An 18,599-nucleotide genomic window follows, 5' to 3' on the forward strand; every position below is an offset into this window, starting at 1 on the left:
AATAATATATGTTTCTTGATTTATCGATAGCCTGTAACTAAGAAAGTATAAGGGGCTTTTTATTGGGTAATAATAAATTTAAAAACCACCGATAGCCCGAAAAGGTAAATATAGATAACTGATTGATATTTATCGCTTTCAAAACACGAATTTTTTTGGCTGCTTTATCGCCGATGTCAGTCACCGGAGTGTGATGTAGTTAATGGGGACACTGTAGATATGAAAAATAATAATTTTAAAGTGGCTGGCAATTTTCTCTGTAATTATAAGGTTTATCAGGGAGATAGTAATGGCAGGGTTATTGTATTGTTACCGGCTATTGGTGTGGAAATCAGGAAATATGAAACTCTGATACAACAACTGGCAAAAGAGGGTTTTCAGGTTGTGACTGCTGATATGCCAGGTTATGGAGACAACCAACCTAAACCCAGCAGGGAAAATGATTATAACTATTCCGATCTACTGCGGGATTATCTTCCCACAATGTTGGACAAGGCTATTCAATTAAATAGTAAGGAAATTCCTATTGTATTTGGTCACAGCCTTGGAGGGCATATTGCGACGCTTTTTGCCTGCTCAACTGACCGGCCTTTTTCTCTGTTTTGTGTGGCAACTGGGAGCGTGTGGTATAAGAATTGGCAGGGAATGGGGCGGATACAGATGATAAAAGCTGCTGTTATTTTTAACATTCTGACTGCGTTATATGGTTATCTCCCTGGGAAAAAGATTGGTTTTGGTATAAGAGAAGCTAAGGGGTTGATGCGGGACTGGTCCAGAACTGTCTGGACAGGGAATTATAACCATATCAGTGCTTATAAAGGTAAAATGAATAAGAATTTATCCAAAGCGGTTTATATTTGTTTTAAAGAAGATAATTGGGCGCCATTAAAATCCGCCAAATCATTAGCAAGTCTTATATCTAACGCAAAAGTTAGTGAAATAACCTCGTCTCTTAAGGGGAATCCTCATAGTGTCTGGATTAAACAGCCAGAAGAGATTATTGCGATCATGAAGAGAGAAATGATGGAGAATAGAAATGATTAATACATTGAAAATTCTGCGTTGGGAATTTCTGGGGTTGTTTTTTATCAGTTTATTTCTGACCTGGCAGCTTGAGAGTTATATCAATTGGTGGCAATTTATTGTGTTATTCTTTATGATTGATATTATCGGCTATTACCCAGGACGGATCTGGAGCTTGCTGAATAAGAAAGAGGTTCCGCCACCTGTTTTTTATACTGTTTATAATATTTGCCACAATTTATTCACGCTTAGTATGATTACTTTGCTCTGGCTCTTGTTATTTCAGGATAATTACAGTGTCATTGCGTTATTTGTCCATATTTGCCTAGATCGAGGTGTACTGGGAAATTTTCCTAAATTATTTATTAATATATTTAAACAGCCAACTGTTCATTAAAATGAAGCATTACAAAGAGATAATTCTATCTGAATAGGAATTTATATCATGGGCTTAATTAAACAGGCATCGGAAATAGAAATGCAGGCAAAGGATTGGGGATTGGATGAATGGTTTACTGAACAGGTAAAGGTTGAAAAAAGACAAAAAACCAATTATGCCAATGATCCTAAACTAACCTATTTACCGGGTGATTTGCGGGAGTCTCTGATTAGGGAGCTTTCTTTTAAATCGATTTCAGAATATGAAGCGACTAAGGCATTACTGCTGCTTGCAGATAAGGCACCTGACAATATCAACTTTGATTATATGCTAACCCAGATATTTGACGAAGGCAGACATGCCAAATTATTCAGGGAACATCTGGTTAGAATAGGTTTTGCGGATATCAACAATGTGGCTGGAAAAATGGAAAGCCTCTTATGGGGAAAAATGACCCATATGCTGGAAACATTGAGAACCTATTTTGACAAGTGGGTGGTATTGAAAAATGACTATATCGCAGGTGTGCTGATCATTACTGTTGTTCTGGAAGGGGTGCTGGCGCCAACTTCAGAACTCAGTGAGATCAAATGGCGTCCTTTTGATATTGTAGCCGCCGAGACTCAGGCCAGAGCTAACGCCGATGAATTAAGGCATCTGACCGTGTGTGCAAACATTGTCAAAATGGCACTCGAAAATGACAGCTCTCTAAAGCAATCAGCTTTTGAGTGTATAGAAGAAGGATTGGCGTTATGGAATCAGGTCTCTGTTGATGGCCTGTTTGTGGAGCGTGAAATGTTCTATCAGCGAGGTATGCAGAGCCATTTGCGCTTTATTGAAGGCTATGAGTTGGTGCCTGGGATGTTGTTGTCCGATTCTACCGTGGAATCTCGCCTTGAGCTGTCTCATTCTTTGGTTGAACAGATGCAACAATCCCGCCTTGAGTACATGGGTTTAGTGTAGATATCAGGCTTATTCAGTGGATTGTTTGAATAAGCAAAGGAGAGTTGAAAATGACAGATATTGTTGAAGAGCTCAGGAAAAACAGCGGGAAATATCAGCATTTAACGCCTGATAGGTTGAAGAGATTGTTATTAGATTCTGAAGCCGCTTCACAATGCCTACGCTTGGTGGCTCAATCCAGCATCGAGGGGCTTAATCAGGTAGGTAAGACTATTCGTGAAGTCTCTTCATGGCTTCCCTCTGTCGGTATTGCCTTAACCATGCATAATCATATTGTACTGGCTTGCAGTAAGTTTCCCGATTTATTCGAAGATAACAACACATTATTGAATGAAGTGATGACTTCAAAAGCGTTGGTCGCTTCTGCCTTTGCTGAGGGGCTGCCTGGAGCAAATATTTTTATGCCATCACTTAAAATGCATTCTAAAGGAGGAAAACTATTAGTTAATGGTTCGAAGAAACCCTGTTCTCTGTCTTCGATTGCGGATTATTACGTATTATCGGTTTGCGATACAGATAATGGCAATGAAATGAGAGTCGTGTTGGTTTCTAAATCGGTGCAGAGTATTAAGGTTATTCCTTTCTGGCGGTTGGGGATTTTTACTGAAAGTGATAATCAAGAAGTCAAATTTTCGGATACTGAAGTTTCATCAAAACGTCTTTCTCATTATAAGGGACTTGAGCAGCAAGCAGTTCTTTCCTACGGTTTATCACTATTTAATTATTTTGCCGCTAATACTTACTCTGGTGTTTTGGGTGGGCTTGCTCGTTTTATTCCTGAGAAAGTGGCAGAACAGCAGTCCATTAAATATCCCCTGACCCAAGCTGATTATAAGATTAATGTTATTCTCGATCAGATGCTGACGATAGCTTTCTATGCTAGTCAGGATGAAAACGCCGTCTATAAGATCCTCGCATTACGTTATACCTTAGAAAAGATCCTTGAAGAGACCGCCAATTTCATATTCCGATGTTGCGGTGGAATTAAGGTGATGACAACACCAGAAATTATGAGTTTCTATTCCGCTGTACAGTTATTCAAATTTCATCCTATAGGAGAATTCCAGATGGTTAACCAAATAATGCAGCCAGCTTAATGATTTATTAGATCACCTATTTATAACTCAAGAATTTTCCCATGCTGTTTACAGCATGACTTTGTGCACCTAAAAAAAGAGAGAGAACTATGTTTGTTAATCAATATCGTGAGAGTTTATTAAACTCTGTGGGCCTTGAACTGGATATTAAGTCTGCTGAAAATAACCGGCTTACATTATCGGATGGCCGGGTTGTTAAAGACTTTTTGGCTCAATATGGTGCATTGCCATTTGGGCATAATCCTGATTTCGCTATCACCGAAGTCAGCAAGTTCATTGAAAATAAAGAACCTATCTTCTTTCAGCCCAATATTCACAAAAAGGTACGGTTATTGGCTGAAATGCTGGCAGAACAAATAGACAAGGAGAAATACACCCACTGTACTTTTACTAACAGTGGTGCTGAGACGGTAGAAGCGGCAATTAAGTTTGCACGTCTGGTGACCGGCAGAAAAAGTATTTTGAGTCTGAATCGCAGTTTCCACGGTAAAACCTACTCGGCATTATCCGCTACAGGCTCAAATCGGTTTAAAGCTGATTTCATTTACGATGATAAGCTGTATGAACATGTTGATAGCGAAAACCTGGATGAAATAAAAACAAAGCTGGAAAGCCGGGAATTTGCCGCATTTATCGTTGAACCGGTACAGGGAGAAGGTGGAATGAAAGTGATTCCATCGGATACGCTCTCCAGTATTTTGCAACTGTGTAAGGCTAATGGCACGTTGTCAGTATTTGATGAAGTTCAGACAGGCATCGGCAGGTTGGGGGCATTCTGTGCGGCCACGCTCTACTCCCTGAAACCGGATGTGATCCTGTTTTCTAAGGCATTGGGTGCGGGCATCTCGCCTATTGGTGCGATGTTGTATTCAGATGAACTTTATGTTTCCGAGTTCGATAAGAAACACAGCTCCACGTTTGCCAATAATGTTCTGGCAGCGACAATGGGGATCGCCGTCATCCAGCATCTGACGAAAGATAATGGTAAGGCGTTAACGCATGTTCAGGAAGTCAGCAGTTACGTTGATGAATGTCTTGAACAATTGTCTGCTAAATACCCGGCGCTTTTTTACTGGCAAGGTGCCGGCTTGATGCGGGGCCTTGAAATACAGGACAGTAAGGCTGTTTCCAACATATTTATCAACTTTAGCCAACGAAGCGGTGGCCTAGCTTACATTATTTGTAGTTTCTTATTGAAACACTATGGCATTTTCACCATGCCATTGATGTCCCGCCCTTGTTCTGTACGTTTTGAGCCGCCGCTTAACGTTGCCAAAGAAGATATTAAAGCGTTTTTCACGGCTTTTGATGAGGTCTGTAAACTGGTCCAGAATGGACGGTATGACATTCTGTTTTCACACTTGATAGACCTATCTGTTGCGGATCTCCCGCCACCATCGGTCAGTTATCCAATTTCAAGAAACAGCAATGTTGCCCAGATTAAAACGCCTGTGCCGCAATTGATTGAAGGTAAGAAATTCGCTTTCCTGATTCACACCACTTCGGTCAATGAGCTTGCGCATTCCTATTGTCTGTCAATAAAGGAGAATTACACACCGGAGCAACAGAAACAGCTCGGTAACTGGATCACGGAAGTTTCTGCGATTGATTTCAATCCTGATATCGCGGTTGAGTTTGGTGTCGAAAGCTCAACGGCATACGCTAACGGTATGCTTCTTTTCTCACCTATCAGCCCCGAAGATATGATGGCATTGTCGGCGAAAGAACGGACAGTATTGATGAAGGAATATTTTGATATAGCAGAGAAAAATGGTGCTGAAATAGTCGGATTAGGCGCTTACACATCAGTGATTACTGATGGTGGTAACAGCTTGGTGAATAATCGGCAGGGCCGGATAGTGACTAACGGCAATTCTCTGACGGCGATGGCGGTGGTTGAGGGTATTCGTTCAATGTTGGCTGAAAATGCGTCCCAGCAAACGTTGGCGGTCGTGGGAGCCAGAGGTTCTGTAGGCAGGCTTTCTGTTACCGGTTTAGCCCATAACTTTGGCCGAATTATCCTGGTTAGCCGACCCAATAAAGCACGCATTTTGCTTTCTGAACTGACCAAGGCGCTTCTCTCCACAGTGTTAAAAACTCACGATATTATCCAGCCGGATTCTGTCATGGATAAGATGAGAAAATGGCTTTTTAAACAAAATCCCGGTGTCACCGATGCCCGTCTGTTGCATCAGCAAGTTCTTGAAGTCATTGGCACCTTTGGTTTAGAAGCGATAGAGAGTTATGAACAATCTTTGAGTCAGGCTGACTTTATCGTCTCAGCAACCAGTGAAGGCAAGCCTTTCTTGAATACGCGTTACTTGAAAGATTCCGCGATTGTTTTTGATGCGGCCAGACCATTCGATTTCATTCGTGACGGTAACCATCACGTTTATGAAGGCGGTTTGGTCTATCAGCCTGAGAAAGTCACTTACAGCGATTGCAATCTGATCGATGTCCCGGCGGGGGTCAATCTGGCTTGCTTGTCGGAAACCATTGCTGTGGCGCTTGAGCAGGTGAGTGTTCATCAAAGCATCGGCAAGTCTATTGATTACAATGACGCATTAGCCATCCGGGATATCGCCAGGAAGCATGGGTTCATCCCGGTCCAGTATGCCCCGAAGAATCAAGGTGAACGTTATGAGTATGTTGCCTGATGTTCCCCAGGTTATTACCACCGGGAACGCTCAGGATGTTCTTGGCAACAGTCATCTTAGAAAAGTGCTCTGCTATGCAAAGCACCCGTTGAGTAGTCTGTTGTTCAATAGTGAAACACAGTGGTTTACGAATCAGAAGGGAGCGATTGGTTTCTTCCAGGACAAAAACCTACATATGTGTGTAGGTGGTATCTTGGCGCCTGACGAAGAACGCGCTGCACTTTTGCAGTTATTTCTCAATTTCACCAGAGAAAAACGGGCTTTCCCGGTTTTTCTGCACGGTGATGAGAGTGACTTTGTGTTATTGAAGAATAATGGCTTTTCTGTGAACCAGCTTGGGGCCAGTTATTCACTGAGCCTTAATGGATATAGCATGACAGGCAAGCGGTTTCAGCAGCTTAGAAATAAAATCAGCAAATCCAGAAGGGCAGGAATTTCTGTTCGAGAGATAAGCTCGCAAGAGGAATATTATCGGCTAAAACCACAACTAGAACAGATTAATCAGCTTTGGTTGAAAGAAAAACATGCGAAAGCCCTGAAAAAACTGGTGATTGATTTCAACACCGTGGAAGTGAATTCAGGTGAGCACAGAGTCTATATTGCAACTCGGGGAGAACAGATTCAGGCATATATCGTCTACAGTTACACTTGGGGGGAGACATCGGGGTGGTTTCATAATCTATCCCGAAAGAAACCGGATATACCCGACGGCACTATGCAGTTTATTAATGAAACCGCGATTAATGACTTCCTGGAAGAGGGGACAGTTTCCTACCTTCATTTAGGTTTCACCCCATTGGTGGAATTTGATGAGGAGAGGAACTTCAATGATTCGGCAATCTTTCATAAAGTTGCCAAATGGTTGTCATCAAAAGGCGGCATTGTTTATCCTGCCGCTTCGCAACGTCAATATAAAATGAGCTGGCGGCCGTCGTTAATTGAACCGGAGTATATCGCTTTCCCCAAGGGAAAAGCCATGAAAGCATTATGGTCAACATTGCGGACGACCAATAGTATTTGATGTTGTAAGAAGTTTTCTTTTAATGTTGGGTAACAGGTGATCAATGAGGGGCTAAAAATACTGAACTGATCACCTGTCATGGTTAATAGTTATTTTTATATTAGTCTATTTTCTATGATGAAATTATTTTCACTGAGCGTATATATCTAAAATTATTTTTCTCTTCATAAGTTATTGTTACCTTATTTTTTTGCTGAAATGAAGATAGTAACGTGTTATATATTATGGATAAACCAATATTCATGTTCACGTCCAGATTCCAATCTAAATAAAATTTAGATTGTTGTCCATTATTTTGTTTAACTTTAATTTCTGTATTATTGGGATAGGGGTTTCCTGTTCCTGATTCTAACGATAATATTATTCCTGTGGAATTTTTATATGGGGGAGTTAATTCTATATTTTCTTTCATTTGTTATTCCTGTTTTTAACTTGTTTTTTATGATGTATAAGATAATTTTAATTTATCTTAGTAGGAGGAGGGTTCCAATGTTAAACATTGGAATAAGGAAGAGTTATTTTATTTTTGGAATGTAAATTTATAATAGATCAATATAAATGTAATAATAATATTATCTTGTGTTTTATTATCAGCTGTTGGGTGATAGGATAAATGGAAAAATTAACATAAAATAACCAAGTAAATCATATTTTTTCTCACTTAAAACTGACTTGAATTATTACCGACCCACTTTAGACGATATTTATTGATTTTTTAACATAATATGCCCCTCAGTCTTTTGGCTGAGAGGGATATCAAGGTCTACGAAACTATATTCACTCACTCAAATAAACGCTGATGAAGCGTTTGAACAATTTGTTCTGCGTCGTTGCCTTGGACAAGCAGGCACAAGTTATGGTTACTGGCGCCGTGACTGATCATACGGAGATTGAATCTTTCCAGCGCACTAAAAACCTGTTTTCCTAATCCACTGGTTTGAGAAAGCTGATTACCAATAATCGCCACCAGCGCCAAATCTTTTTCCACATCAACCCTGCACAGCGTTGAAAGCTCAGTCATCAGTGCATTGGTCAGCAAACTGCCATTTGTACTGGTGGAGCCGGTAGTATCAAGTGTTAATGCCACATTCACTTCAGACGTGGTGATCAAATCCACGGAGATGTTATGACGTGACAAGATAGTAAATATTTCAACCAAAAATCCCTGTGCGTGTAACATTTTCAGGCTGTGCAATGTCAGTAAGGTTTGTTGCCGGCGCAGGGTGATAGCACGGAATCGGGGTGGCGCTTCCGTCGTATCGCAAACCAGTGTACCGCCGGCCTGAGGATTTTTACTGGAACCAACAAATACAGGAATACCACAGCGAATAGCCGGAAACAGCGTTGCCGGGTGCAGGACTTTAGCACCAAATGTTGCCATCTCAGCCGCTTCATCAAAGGCAATTTTATCAATTCGTTGGGCAGCCGGAACGACTCGTGGATCAGTAGTGTAAATCCCCGGAACATCTGTCCAGATATCAACACGCTTCAGGTTGAGGGCTTCTCCCAACAGTGCCGCAGTATAGTCACTGCCACCACGTCCCAGTGTGGTGGTACAGCCTTTCTCTTCACGGCCAATAAAACCTTGAGTGACAATCAGGGTATTTTTCAGACGAGGTAAGAGATGTTCAGTTGCCAGTATTCTAAGCTGTGTGTTGTTTGGTTCCGCACGACCAAAATGATCATCGGTACGCATAATTTTGCGAATATCAAACCATTCGGCATCGGTACCACGCTGGCGAAGCAACTCGGTAAACAACAGCGTGGACATCAGTTCTCCATGGCTAACTATTTCATCTGTCAGTACATCCGAAGTTGCCAGCGATGCTGTTTCCGAAAGCGTTTTAATATTCTCCAGCAAGCGGTTGATTTCCTGACGAATAACATCAGATATGTGCAAACGATCAGCAATCGCATATTGAATGGTGTGGATCTGTTTCAGATAGTCAGCCTGTTTATCTGCATCGCAGCCTTCCGCCAGCGCGATTAATAGGTTAGTCATACCCGCAGAAGCAGACAGTACAACGACACGTACTTCTTTATTTGCCAATACGATATCTGCACTGCTATTCATGGCATCGAAATTTGCCACGCTGGTACCACCAAATTTTGCGACGACATACCTGCCGGTTTCCGAGAAAAGGGATGAAACAGAACTCATTGCGATAACCTTAATGTTGACTGGATAGTCTTTTAGAAATATCGGGTTAACCGGTTTGAGTCAACGTAGTGAAGGGTTATATCAATATCTTTCATGATGATAGGAGAATCATAAAAGAAATTGAGGATAGTAGAGAAGAATAACTATTTTTTATACGCCTTGGCAAATAGAGCTAGAAAAACTTAATTGTTTTGACCAATATCAGCGATTAAAGAAAAGGGGGCTTTAATCACAGAATTACGGGTTACAATCTTTCTTTACCTCCAATTATTTACAGTCAGTTGATAGAGAGCATAGCCATGAAAAATATCAATCCTAGTCAAACCTCAGCCTGGAAGGCATTAGAACAGCATTTTGCACAGATAAAAAATATTCATATACGTGAGTTGTTTGAACAGGACAAAGATCGTTTTGCTAAGTTCTCTGCAACGTTTGATGACCAGATGCTGGTGGATTTTTCAAAAAACCGTATCACAACCGAGACATTGGAAAAGTTACAAGCGCTGGCGAAAGAGACGGATGTCGCAGGGGCGATTCGCAGCATGTTCTCCGGTGAGAAAATTAACCGTACTGAAGATCGCGCTGTACTGCATATTGCTCTGCGTAACCGCAGCAATACCCCGATTATTGTTGATGGGGAAGATGTTATGCAGCAGGTTAATGCTGTGTTGGCAAAAATGAAAAATTTCAGTCAGCGCGTGATTAATGGTGAGTGGAAAGGCTATACCGGTAAAGCGATGACTGATGTTGTGAATATCGGTATCGGTGGTTCCGATCTCGGCCCTTATATGGTGACTGAAGCGCTGAAGCCCTATAAAAATCATTTGAATATGCATTTTGTTTCTAATGTTGACGGGACCCATATCGCGGAGACCCTGAAAGCGCTTAACCCGGAAACAACGCTCTTTCTGATTGCCTCCAAGACATTCACTACTCAGGAAACAATGACCAATGCCCACTCTGCCCGTGACTGGTTCCTGAAAACTGCCGGTGATGAAGCACATGTTGCGAAGCATTTTGCCGCGCTCTCCACCAATGAGCAGGAAGTTAAGAAATTCGGTATTGATACCCAAAATATGTTTGAGTTCTGGGATTGGGTGGGGGGCCGTTATTCATTATGGTCAGCGATTGGTTTGTCTATTGCGCTCTCTATTGGGTTTGATAATTTTGAACAACTGCTCAGTGGCGCACACGCAATGGATCAGCATTTTGCCCATACCCAGTTTGAGCAGAATATCCCCGTATTACTGGCGCTGATTGGCATCTGGTACAACAATTTCTTTGGCGCGGAAACTGAAGCGATTCTGCCATACGATCAGTACTTGCATCGCTTTGCAGCATACTTCCAGCAGGGCAATATGGAGTCCAATGGTAAATATATTGACCGCAATGGCTGCCCGGTGGATTACCAAACCGGTCCGATCATCTGGGGAGAACCGGGAACCAATGGTCAGCATGCTTTCTATCAGCTTATTCATCAGGGCACTAAACTGATCCCTTGTGATTTTATTGCTCCGGCGATCAGCCATAACCCATTGAGTGACCATCACAACAAATTGTTATCCAACTTCTTCGCTCAGACAGAAGCGTTGGCATTCGGTAAAACCCGTGGGCAAGTGGATGCTGAATTTGCCGCCAGTGGTAAAACTGCGGTTGAAGTCGGGCATGTTGCACTATTTAAAGTGTTTGAAGGAAACCGTCCGACGAATTCCATTTTGTTGCGTGAAATTACCCCATTCAGTTTGGGTACGTTGATTGCCATGTATGAGCACAAAATATTTGTACAAGGGGCGATTCTCAACATTTTCACTTTTGACCAATGGGGAGTTGAGTTGGGTAAACAACTGGCTAATCGTATTTTGCCAAAACTTGAGGATGGTGAAGAGGTTGCCGATCACGATAGCTCGACAAATGGGTTGATTAACCGCTTTAAAGCATGGCGTTAATCACTTATTCTGAATCAGGGACTTAATTTGTATGAGCGAATTATGTTGATCATAATTCGCTTATTTTTGGCAAGCATTATTTACAGAATTTGTCATAACTTTTTATTCTGTATACCTACAACGTGGTATTCTCAGTGCCCATCAATTGTACGACCGGATAAAAGAAATTTGTCCTAATGGAAAATCGCATGTTAACTGACTCGATCTTAACAACGGCGCCTATTCAGTGGGTTTCGGTGGATTCATCCGGCTTGCCTGATGAGATTTCAGACTGGCTGATGGAGTTGGGGTCAATGACCCGCCGTTTTGAACAATACTGTGACCATGTTCATGTTGTACCCTTCAGAGAGTCTTTTATCACAGTGGAAAAACTTTTCGATGAAAGTGAGCATTTGCCAACTTGTCAGAGGTACTGGCTGCGTGAGGTCGTGTTATACGGTGATAATATTCCTTGGTTATTGGGAAGAACATTAATTCCTGAAGCAACATTAACCGGCCCTGATGAAAGTCTGGTTGATTTAGGAACAGTCCCACTTGGGCGATATCTTTTTAGTAGCAATAAATTAACACGGGATTATATTCATGTAGGGCAACAGGGGAAACGTTGGGCAAGGCGATCATTGCTGAGGTTATCAAGCAAACCATTATTATTAACGGAAGTCTTCTTGCCTGAATCACCTGTATACAAAAAATAAAATTCAAACAAGGGGGAAACAGAAGTGGCGGGAAGTATGACGCAAAGTAAATGGCAGGCCTATTGCCGTTTAGTGCGTATTGACAGACCCATAGGTTCGTTATTGTTGTTATGGCCAACATTTTGGGCTTTATGGATTGCCGGGAAAGGTATTCCGGATATGCATATATTGTTGGTCTTTACTGCCGGTGTGTTTCTGATGCGTGCAGCAGGATGTGTCATTAATGATTTTGCTGACAGAAAATTTGATGGTTATGTCGAACGTACAAAAGCACGTCCCCTGCCCAGTGGTGCTATCAGTGAGAAAGAGAGTAAGATCCTGTTTGTTGTACTGGTGCTGATTTCTTTCGGGTTGGTTCTGGCGCTGAATAAGATGGCTATCTGGTTGTCAGTCGCTGGGTTGGCGCTGGCTTGGTTTTATCCCTTTGTTAAACGGTTCAGTCATCTTCCTCAGTTTGTATTGGGAGCAGCTTATGGCTGGTCTATCCCAATGGGATTCGCTGCGGTTAGTGAGTCCTTACCATTAGAATGCTGGCTGTTATTTCTGGTTAATATCTTGTGGTCGGTTATTTATGATACGCAGTATGCCATGGTCGATCGTAACGATGATCTGAAAATTGGTGTTAAATCTACTGCTATCCTGTTTGGTCGTTTCGATAAACTGATTATTAGTTTACTACAACTTGCTATGTTACTGGTTTTGCTGTTGGTGGGTTATATGATGAATCTGGGCGGCATCTACTATTGGTCATTGTTGCTCGCCGGTGCCTTATTTATTTATCAGCAGAAACTGATTGCAGGTCGGGAAAGAGAACTTTGTTTCCAGGCATTCCTCAATAATAACTATGTTGGTGTGGTGTTATTTTTGGGTATCTTCTTCAGTTACGTTTGATATATCGGGTGATAATGGGGAAAACCCATTATCACCCGGATGTTAAAAATTACACTTCTTTAATTGTCTCTTCTGCATCGTTGTGTTCAGCCGGCAAACTGACACTCTCAATAGTCAGACGGATTTCAGGTGACATCAGCTCACTCAACACCTGATACAGCTCCTGAGTATTTGCGGTAATCACATCACCACTATCACTGATATACCCTTCTTCACGCAGTGTATTTACTGATGTGGTGAATACCGCCTTATCGAAGAATTCAGGTGCGTTAATGCCATGCAATACCGACAGACGCTGTGCCAATATTCGGCTCTCTTTTTCCAGCGCACCCCGGCTGATTTCCGGGTTGGCATTCAGTAAAGAGAGGGTGATGGCATAACGTTGCAGTGTTTCGCGGACACCGGCAGCCAGCAATTGCAATGGGCGAATACGCGCTGGATTCAACACCAGCATACCCTGCTCTTTGTTGCAGATAAGGCTCTGGCGGGTAAGCTCATTAACCAGGATATTAACCACTTCCCGCAGATCTGCTTTGCTGTAACGTATAAACAGTTCTGCTTTGAGCAGGGGATAAATGATTTCTACCTGACTTAGTAACGCTTCACGGCTGATACGGCGATGATCAATAACGATGCAAGCAATCAATGATGGCAGTACCAATAAGTGCTGGATATTGTTGCGGTAGTAGGTCATCAGAACTGCACGCTCACGCGGCAGGATAATGATGTCGCCCATACTGTCTTTGTCTACCTCAAACTTATCCATTTGCAGAGCATGTTCTAACAACTCTTCTGCGGTTTTCTTTGGCACAGTAACATCGGTTGTATAAGGCGCGTTGCGCATGAGCTGTATATAACAGTCCAATTGCTCAAGCAGTTGCTCACGAGTAAGTGCTCGCTGACGTGATGACAGCAGGGCAGTTGAACACAGGTTGATTGCGTTAGCAGCCGCGGCATTGTTGATGTTCACCATAATTTTCCCGGCCAGCTTACTGACTGTCGGGGTAACCCATTCGGGACGGTGAAACTCTATTGGGTCAATAGAATCACGCCAGTCAGGAACATGGTGATTGAGATACTGGATCAACGGGATAGGTTCACCAAAGTTTACATAGCCTTGCCCCAGATTACGAAGCTTACGCAAACCGCGTATCATCTGGAAAAAGCTCTCTTTCTCTTTGGTTGCTCCCCGCAGCTCTTTGGCATAGGTGGCAACTTCCATCACATGTTCGTAACCGATATAAATTGGCACGATAGTGATTGGGCGTGATTCACCTCTCAACATTGCTTGTAACGTCATGGTCAGGGTGCCCGTTTTGGGATCGAGCAAACGACCTGTCCGGGAACGACCACCTTCCATAAAGTATTCAACAGAATAACCGCGTGCAAATAACTCCCCCAGATATTCACGAAATATCGTGGAGTAGAGTTTATTACCTTTAAAAGTGCGGCGGATGAAAAATGCACCAAGGCGGCGGAATATCGGCCCTGCCGGCCAGAAATTCAGGTTGATCCCCGCGGCGATATGGGGCGGCACCAAACCCTGATGGTAAAGCACATAGGAGAGCAGCAGATAATCCATATGACTACGGTGGCAGGGCGCATAAACCAGCTCGTGACCATCTTGCGCCAGACGACGGATGCGTTCAGCATTGTGAACATTGATCCCTTGGTACAGACGGTTCCAGGTCCAACCAAGTACACGATCTGACAACCGTACCGCTTCATAAGAAAAATTCGCGGCAATCTCTTCCATCATGTTAACGGCATTCTGTTGCGCTTTCTCATGGGAGATTTTCTTACTGCGGGCCGCATCAATAACGGCCTTTTCTATTGCTTTTGAAGCCAGTAGCTTATTAAACAGCTCCTGACGAACAGGCAGACGCGGCCCCACCGCCGCCAGACGTTGGCGTGAATAGTGCATTCGCGCCACGCGAGCCAGCTTGTGAGCAATGGTCTTGTCCGTGCCATGTTCAGTTGCCATATAACGCAAAGATACTGTGTTTGAAAAACGCACAAAACTGTCCCGACCCAGCCAGAGAATGGCGAAGAATTTTTGGATACCATTAAGTAGCTGTAGATGTGGGGTGCTGTGTCCTTCACGTCCGGGTGAACGACCAAACATGACAGAAACTGGCAGCATTTGAATATCCAGGTTTGGATTATTACGATGCAGATCCAGATAAGCATGGAAAATTTTTACGGATTCCTGCTTTGGTGCGCAATAGCGGAATACGCGTGGGCCATTATCGATAAATACATAGCCCGGAAGCTCTGTATCACCTACCTCCAGTGAGTTTAAAGGGTCCGGCAGATCCTGCTCAAGACATTGCTGACGTAATGTCAGTAAGTCTGCTTTGGAGTGATACGGCAATACGTACAGAATAGGGCGTGTCGTATCGAGCCGTAATTCGGTAATGGGATCTGTAGGGATAAGTTTGCTCTTTACCAGTATTTTTAGTGGTAAATTCAATAATTTATAATATATTTTACGCCAACCTGACATAAATAACTTGAAGCCTCCTGTTAGCAATATGTCGCAAGCATATCAGAAACAGGTGTTGAGATCTGTTATGTTAAGACGATAATAAAAGTTAAAAGTGATAAATAACCCCATATTTGGTGTGAATAACTTATGGCAAATCAATCCAAGGGACTGACCCGTATCATCAAAGCAACCGTATATTCGATGAAAGGTCTCAGGGCTGCGTGGCAAAATGAAGCGGCTTTCCGGCAGGAAATAATCATATCTATATTGGCGGTAATTGTTGCATTTTATCTGGATATCAGCGCAATTGAACGCATTTTGCTGATTGGTTCAGTGATGCTGGTGGTGATTGTGGAGATCCTGAACAGTGCTATTGAAGCTGTCGTTGATCGTATTAGCAGTGAATTCCATGAACTGTCCGGTCGGGCAAAAGATATGGGATCGGCGGCGGTCTTTCTGACGATGATGCTGTCGTTAATTGTCTGGAGTACCATTCTCTGGCGCTATTTTGTGACCTGATTTAGTTTAATAATGAGTCATTATACTATATTGGGCTGATTTTCTGCCTTGGCAGGTTCCCAATCGCTATTTACCTGTATATACTCACAGTTTGACTGTATAAACACACAGGGGGCGAAATGAAAGCACTTACCGTAAGGCAGCAGCAGGTTTATGACTTGGTGCGTGACCACATTTCGCAAACGGGTATGCCACCAACGCGTGCTGAAATTGCATCACGTCTTGGTTTCCGTTCACCTAATGCGGCTGAAGAGCATTTAAAAGCATTGGCTCGCAAAGGGGTGATAGAGATTGTTGCCGGGGCATCCAGGGGTATCCGTTTGCTGCTAGAAGAATCTGGTTTACCGTTGATTGGTCGTGTGGCCGCAGGTGAGCCACTGTTGGCACAGGAGCACATTGAAAGTCATTATCGGATTGATCCTGCACTGTTTAAGCCAAGTGCGGATTTCCTGTTGAGAGTCAATGGTATGTCCATGAAAAATATTGGTATTATGGATGGTGATCTGTTGGCTGTGCATAAAACACAGGATGTTCGTAATGGGCAGGTTATTGTTGCCCGTATTGAAGATGAAGTAACTGTAAAACGTTTTAAACAGACTGGAAATAAAGTTGAATTGTTGGCAGAAAACCCTGAGTTTAAGCCAATCGTGGTGGATCTGCGTGAACGGAGCCTGACAATAGAAGGATTAGCCGTCGGGGTGATTCGGAACGGTGATGGGTTTTGATAGTAAAATATCGAATCGTTGTTTTTTGGTGATTGTCAAAGAGTTGCAATATTCCGGCAGAATCATGTTATTGGTTTATCAATATGATTATCTTGAACGTGATTCTGCGGTTGCCTGCCGCTATTTACAGGTTCTCTATTTCTTTTTTACCTCAATACTGTGGTCGTGCTGACATTCATCCCGCTCAGTACAGGATTCAATCTCTGCACAAGAGGAACATAAACCATGCGCTTCAATGACGGTATGGCGTAAACTGAATCCGGCAGTTTTTGCTAACTGTTGAATAGCGGATTCAACGGCTCCACCATCCCGTTCTGTAACAGAACCACAGCGGTCGCAAATAAACATTGCTGAGGTGTGGCTTGGTTGTTCGATATGGTGGCATAGCACATAACTGTTGGTGGATTCTATTTTATGAATAAATCCCTGTTCCAGCAGAAATTCCAGTGCCCGGTATATGGTTGGTGGTTTAGCCTGTGGTTCTGCTTCCCGCAATAAATCCAGTAAATCATAAGCACTGATTGCGCCGGGTTGCTCTGAAATCAGACGCAAAACTTCAAACCGCTGCGGAGTAAAGCGAACTCCCCGTGCCAGGCAAATAGCTTCGGCTTGTTCCAGTAACTTTTTTTGGTTAATCAGTTTCATTGCGCCCCTTACAGCCAGCATGATAACAATATTAGGATGTTATCATGTTTCTGCGATAGAAAATATTCTCCAGAAAAGTTCATTGTGCTTGTCCCCTGATAGAGTTAATTTGGTTAAATTGATACTTAGCAGCAAAAATAATGTTTTCTCGAGGTTTGTGATAATACAGATAAGAATTATCATATATGGTAGATAATTTTCGGAAAGGAATCATTTGTGATGAAAGAACTTTTACAAAATCAGCCTCATTATAGGCAGTTTCCTGCTAAAGGCTATCAGGTAATAAAGAATATTATCTGTGAAAAAAGAAAGTTACCTTTTCTGAGCTCATTATACGCATTGATTAATATTTTATTTGTAATTGCAGTCTGTATGGGAATTATATTATCTGTGGCAATTGTATTATTTATAATAGATAATGTATCCGTTCCTGCTACAGACTATTTACTTCTGGCACAAGTAGTCAGTGTAGCATTATTTTCAGTAATGTTACTTTCAGTTATTATTTATCGTATTATTAAACGTCCTGAATGGGAACAACGGCGTTATTATCAACAAGCAGGTTTATCTTTTTTACCGGAAGAAAAGCGCCAGGTATTGCGGTTAAATATTGTGAGTGACTATTGGCAAGGCTTTTGGAGTGAAACTCTGGAGCATTATCCTTTGCAGTCACGGGTTGCTCATGATAACTATCGTTACTGCCTGCTCCCATTATCATCTACTCAGGAACATCAATCCCAACTATACAGTGACTGGGGAATTATTGATGAAGAAGGTTATATGAAAATGTTAACTGGTTTGTGGGGTGGGGTGCATTCAAAACATTTTGCTGTTGATGCTGCTCTTAGTGATGGTAAAATGTTTAAAGTTCTTGCCAAATTAGTTGAAGTAACACCTGACTATATTCGTAAATGTTCTCAAACTATTAATGGACGCCCACCTGCATTGGTGTGGGGATTTGATTTATGGCTTGCAATTGTTTTAAGCCGTAACTGTTTTTGTGCTGGTTATATCAGTGAAGAAGTGGCATGGAAAAATATGCTGAAAACCGCTGATTATATTTATGAAATCTTTGGCAGCTTTGATGAGTTTTATACAAACTTCCGGTTGGGTAATGCCTACTGGAGTAATGATTTTGACAGGACTAAAGAGCGGCTGGATCAGTTTAATTATTATAAATTATATTGTGATTGGCCAATTGCCAGTCTGCCGTGGCCTGAGCCAAAAGGCGTTATTATGGAACGTCAAATGATGACAGGTTTTTCTGCATTAGTAGAAGATGTTTTACGCAGTAGAATGGAAGAACAACAAAGGTATGAAATTGATCTCACGGAGCCGTCAGTGTCTCGTATACTTCATTAATATTTATATTAAACATTTCCCCTTGAA

General features: G+C 42.3%; 16 protein-coding genes. 12 read left to right on the forward strand and 4 right to left on the reverse strand.

The window, feature by feature from the left end:
- Positions 1-219: 219 nt before the first annotated feature.
- The 6 genes from LGZ99_RS09375 (at position 220) to LGZ99_RS09400 (ending at position 7,140) form a co-directional block, all read left to right on the forward strand.
- Complete coding sequence (locus LGZ99_RS09375) at positions 220-1,044, forward strand: alpha/beta fold hydrolase (RefSeq protein ID WP_021324848.1); 825 nt, start codon at positions 220-222, stop codon at positions 1,042-1,044.
- Entirely contained in the window at positions 1,037-1,420 is a 384-nt protein-coding gene (locus LGZ99_RS09380; protein ID WP_023044497.1) for a membrane protein, read from the forward strand. Before LGZ99_RS09375 ends, LGZ99_RS09380 begins: the two co-directional genes overlap by 8 nt.
- Before the next feature lie 48 nt (positions 1,421-1,468).
- Positions 1,469-2,365: a hypothetical protein gene (locus LGZ99_RS09385; RefSeq protein ID WP_262979061.1), complete on the forward strand. Its 897-nt coding sequence runs from the start codon at positions 1,469-1,471 to the stop codon at positions 2,363-2,365.
- A 50-nt stretch (positions 2,366-2,415) separates the two neighbouring features.
- On the forward strand, positions 2,416-3,462 hold the full coding sequence (locus LGZ99_RS09390; protein ID WP_021324845.1) for an acyl-CoA/acyl-ACP dehydrogenase: 1,047 nt from the start codon (positions 2,416-2,418) through the stop codon (positions 3,460-3,462).
- An 89-nt stretch (positions 3,463-3,551) separates the two neighbouring features.
- The gene (locus tag LGZ99_RS09395; RefSeq protein WP_262979062.1) at positions 3,552-6,119 is read left to right on the forward strand and encodes an aminotransferase class III-fold pyridoxal phosphate-dependent enzyme; all 2,568 of its coding nucleotides are present in this window, start codon (positions 3,552-3,554) and stop codon (positions 6,117-6,119) included.
- Positions 6,103-7,140 carry a DUF2156 domain-containing protein gene (locus LGZ99_RS09400; protein ID WP_021324843.1) on the forward strand — a complete coding sequence of 346 codons (1,038 nt, stop codon included), beginning with the start codon at positions 6,103-6,105 and terminating at the stop codon, positions 7,138-7,140. The genes LGZ99_RS09395 and LGZ99_RS09400 overlap by 17 nt, the downstream gene beginning before the upstream one ends.
- Before the next feature lie 112 nt (positions 7,141-7,252).
- On the opposite strand, the gene LGZ99_RS09405 is transcribed toward LGZ99_RS09400, so the two are convergent.
- Both LGZ99_RS09405 and lysC read right to left on the reverse strand, forming a co-directional pair.
- A complete protein-coding gene (locus tag LGZ99_RS09405; protein WP_023044494.1) occupies positions 7,253-7,552 on the reverse strand; it encodes a hypothetical protein in 300 nt (99 codons plus the stop codon).
- Positions 7,553-7,921: 369 nt separating this feature from the next.
- The gene (lysC, locus tag LGZ99_RS09410) at positions 7,922-9,301 is read right to left on the reverse strand and encodes a lysine-sensitive aspartokinase 3 (RefSeq protein WP_036838939.1); all 1,380 of its coding nucleotides are present in this window, start codon (positions 9,299-9,301) and stop codon (positions 7,922-7,924) included.
- A 299-nt stretch (positions 9,302-9,600) separates the two neighbouring features.
- Here lysC and pgi point away from each other — a divergent pair, with 299 nt between their 5' ends.
- The 3 genes from pgi to ubiA all read left to right on the forward strand — a co-directional run bounded on the left by pgi (position 9,601) and on the right by ubiA (position 12,833).
- Positions 9,601-11,247 (forward strand): glucose-6-phosphate isomerase, encoded by a 1,647-nt coding sequence (pgi, locus tag LGZ99_RS09415; protein ID WP_036838937.1) that lies wholly within the window; start codon positions 9,601-9,603, stop codon positions 11,245-11,247.
- Positions 11,248-11,435: 188 nt separating this feature from the next.
- Positions 11,436-11,942, forward strand: a complete 507-nt coding sequence (ubiC, locus tag LGZ99_RS09420; RefSeq protein ID WP_021324839.1) for a chorismate lyase — start codon at positions 11,436-11,438, stop codon at positions 11,940-11,942.
- A 36-nt stretch (positions 11,943-11,978) separates the two neighbouring features.
- Positions 11,979-12,833 carry a 4-hydroxybenzoate octaprenyltransferase gene (gene ubiA, locus LGZ99_RS09425; RefSeq protein WP_036838935.1) on the forward strand — a complete coding sequence of 285 codons (855 nt, stop codon included), beginning with the start codon at positions 11,979-11,981 and terminating at the stop codon, positions 12,831-12,833.
- A 49-nt stretch (positions 12,834-12,882) separates the two neighbouring features.
- On the opposite strand, the gene plsB is transcribed toward ubiA, so the two are convergent.
- On the reverse strand, positions 12,883-15,339 hold the full coding sequence (gene plsB, locus LGZ99_RS09430; protein WP_023044490.1) for a glycerol-3-phosphate 1-O-acyltransferase PlsB: 2,457 nt from the start codon (positions 15,337-15,339) through the stop codon (positions 12,883-12,885).
- A gap of 129 nt (positions 15,340-15,468) precedes the next feature.
- Here plsB and LGZ99_RS09435 point away from each other — a divergent pair, with 129 nt between their 5' ends.
- Together LGZ99_RS09435 and lexA are read left to right on the forward strand one after the other, a co-directional pair.
- Positions 15,469-15,840, forward strand: coding sequence for a diacylglycerol kinase (locus LGZ99_RS09435; RefSeq protein WP_021324837.1), 372 nt, complete (start codon positions 15,469-15,471; stop codon positions 15,838-15,840).
- Between the two features lie 119 nt (positions 15,841-15,959).
- The gene (gene lexA / locus LGZ99_RS09440; protein ID WP_021324836.1) at positions 15,960-16,565 is read left to right on the forward strand and encodes a transcriptional repressor LexA; all 606 of its coding nucleotides are present in this window, start codon (positions 15,960-15,962) and stop codon (positions 16,563-16,565) included.
- 135 nt (positions 16,566-16,700) lie between these two features.
- On the opposite strand, the gene zur is transcribed toward lexA, so the two are convergent.
- The gene (gene zur, locus LGZ99_RS09445) at positions 16,701-17,210 is read right to left on the reverse strand and encodes a zinc uptake transcriptional repressor Zur (RefSeq protein ID WP_023044489.1); all 510 of its coding nucleotides are present in this window, start codon (positions 17,208-17,210) and stop codon (positions 16,701-16,703) included.
- 219 nt (positions 17,211-17,429) lie between these two features.
- Between zur and LGZ99_RS09450 the strand changes: the two genes are divergently transcribed.
- A complete protein-coding gene (locus tag LGZ99_RS09450; RefSeq protein ID WP_036838934.1) occupies positions 17,430-18,572 on the forward strand; it encodes a DUF1266 domain-containing protein in 1,143 nt (380 codons plus the stop codon).
- The last annotated feature ends 27 nt before the right edge of the window (positions 18,573-18,599 follow it).

The sequence above is a fragment of the Photorhabdus temperata genome (assembly GCF_025384845.1).
GTDB classification, from domain to species: domain Bacteria; phylum Pseudomonadota; class Gammaproteobacteria; order Enterobacterales; family Enterobacteriaceae; genus Photorhabdus; species Photorhabdus temperata.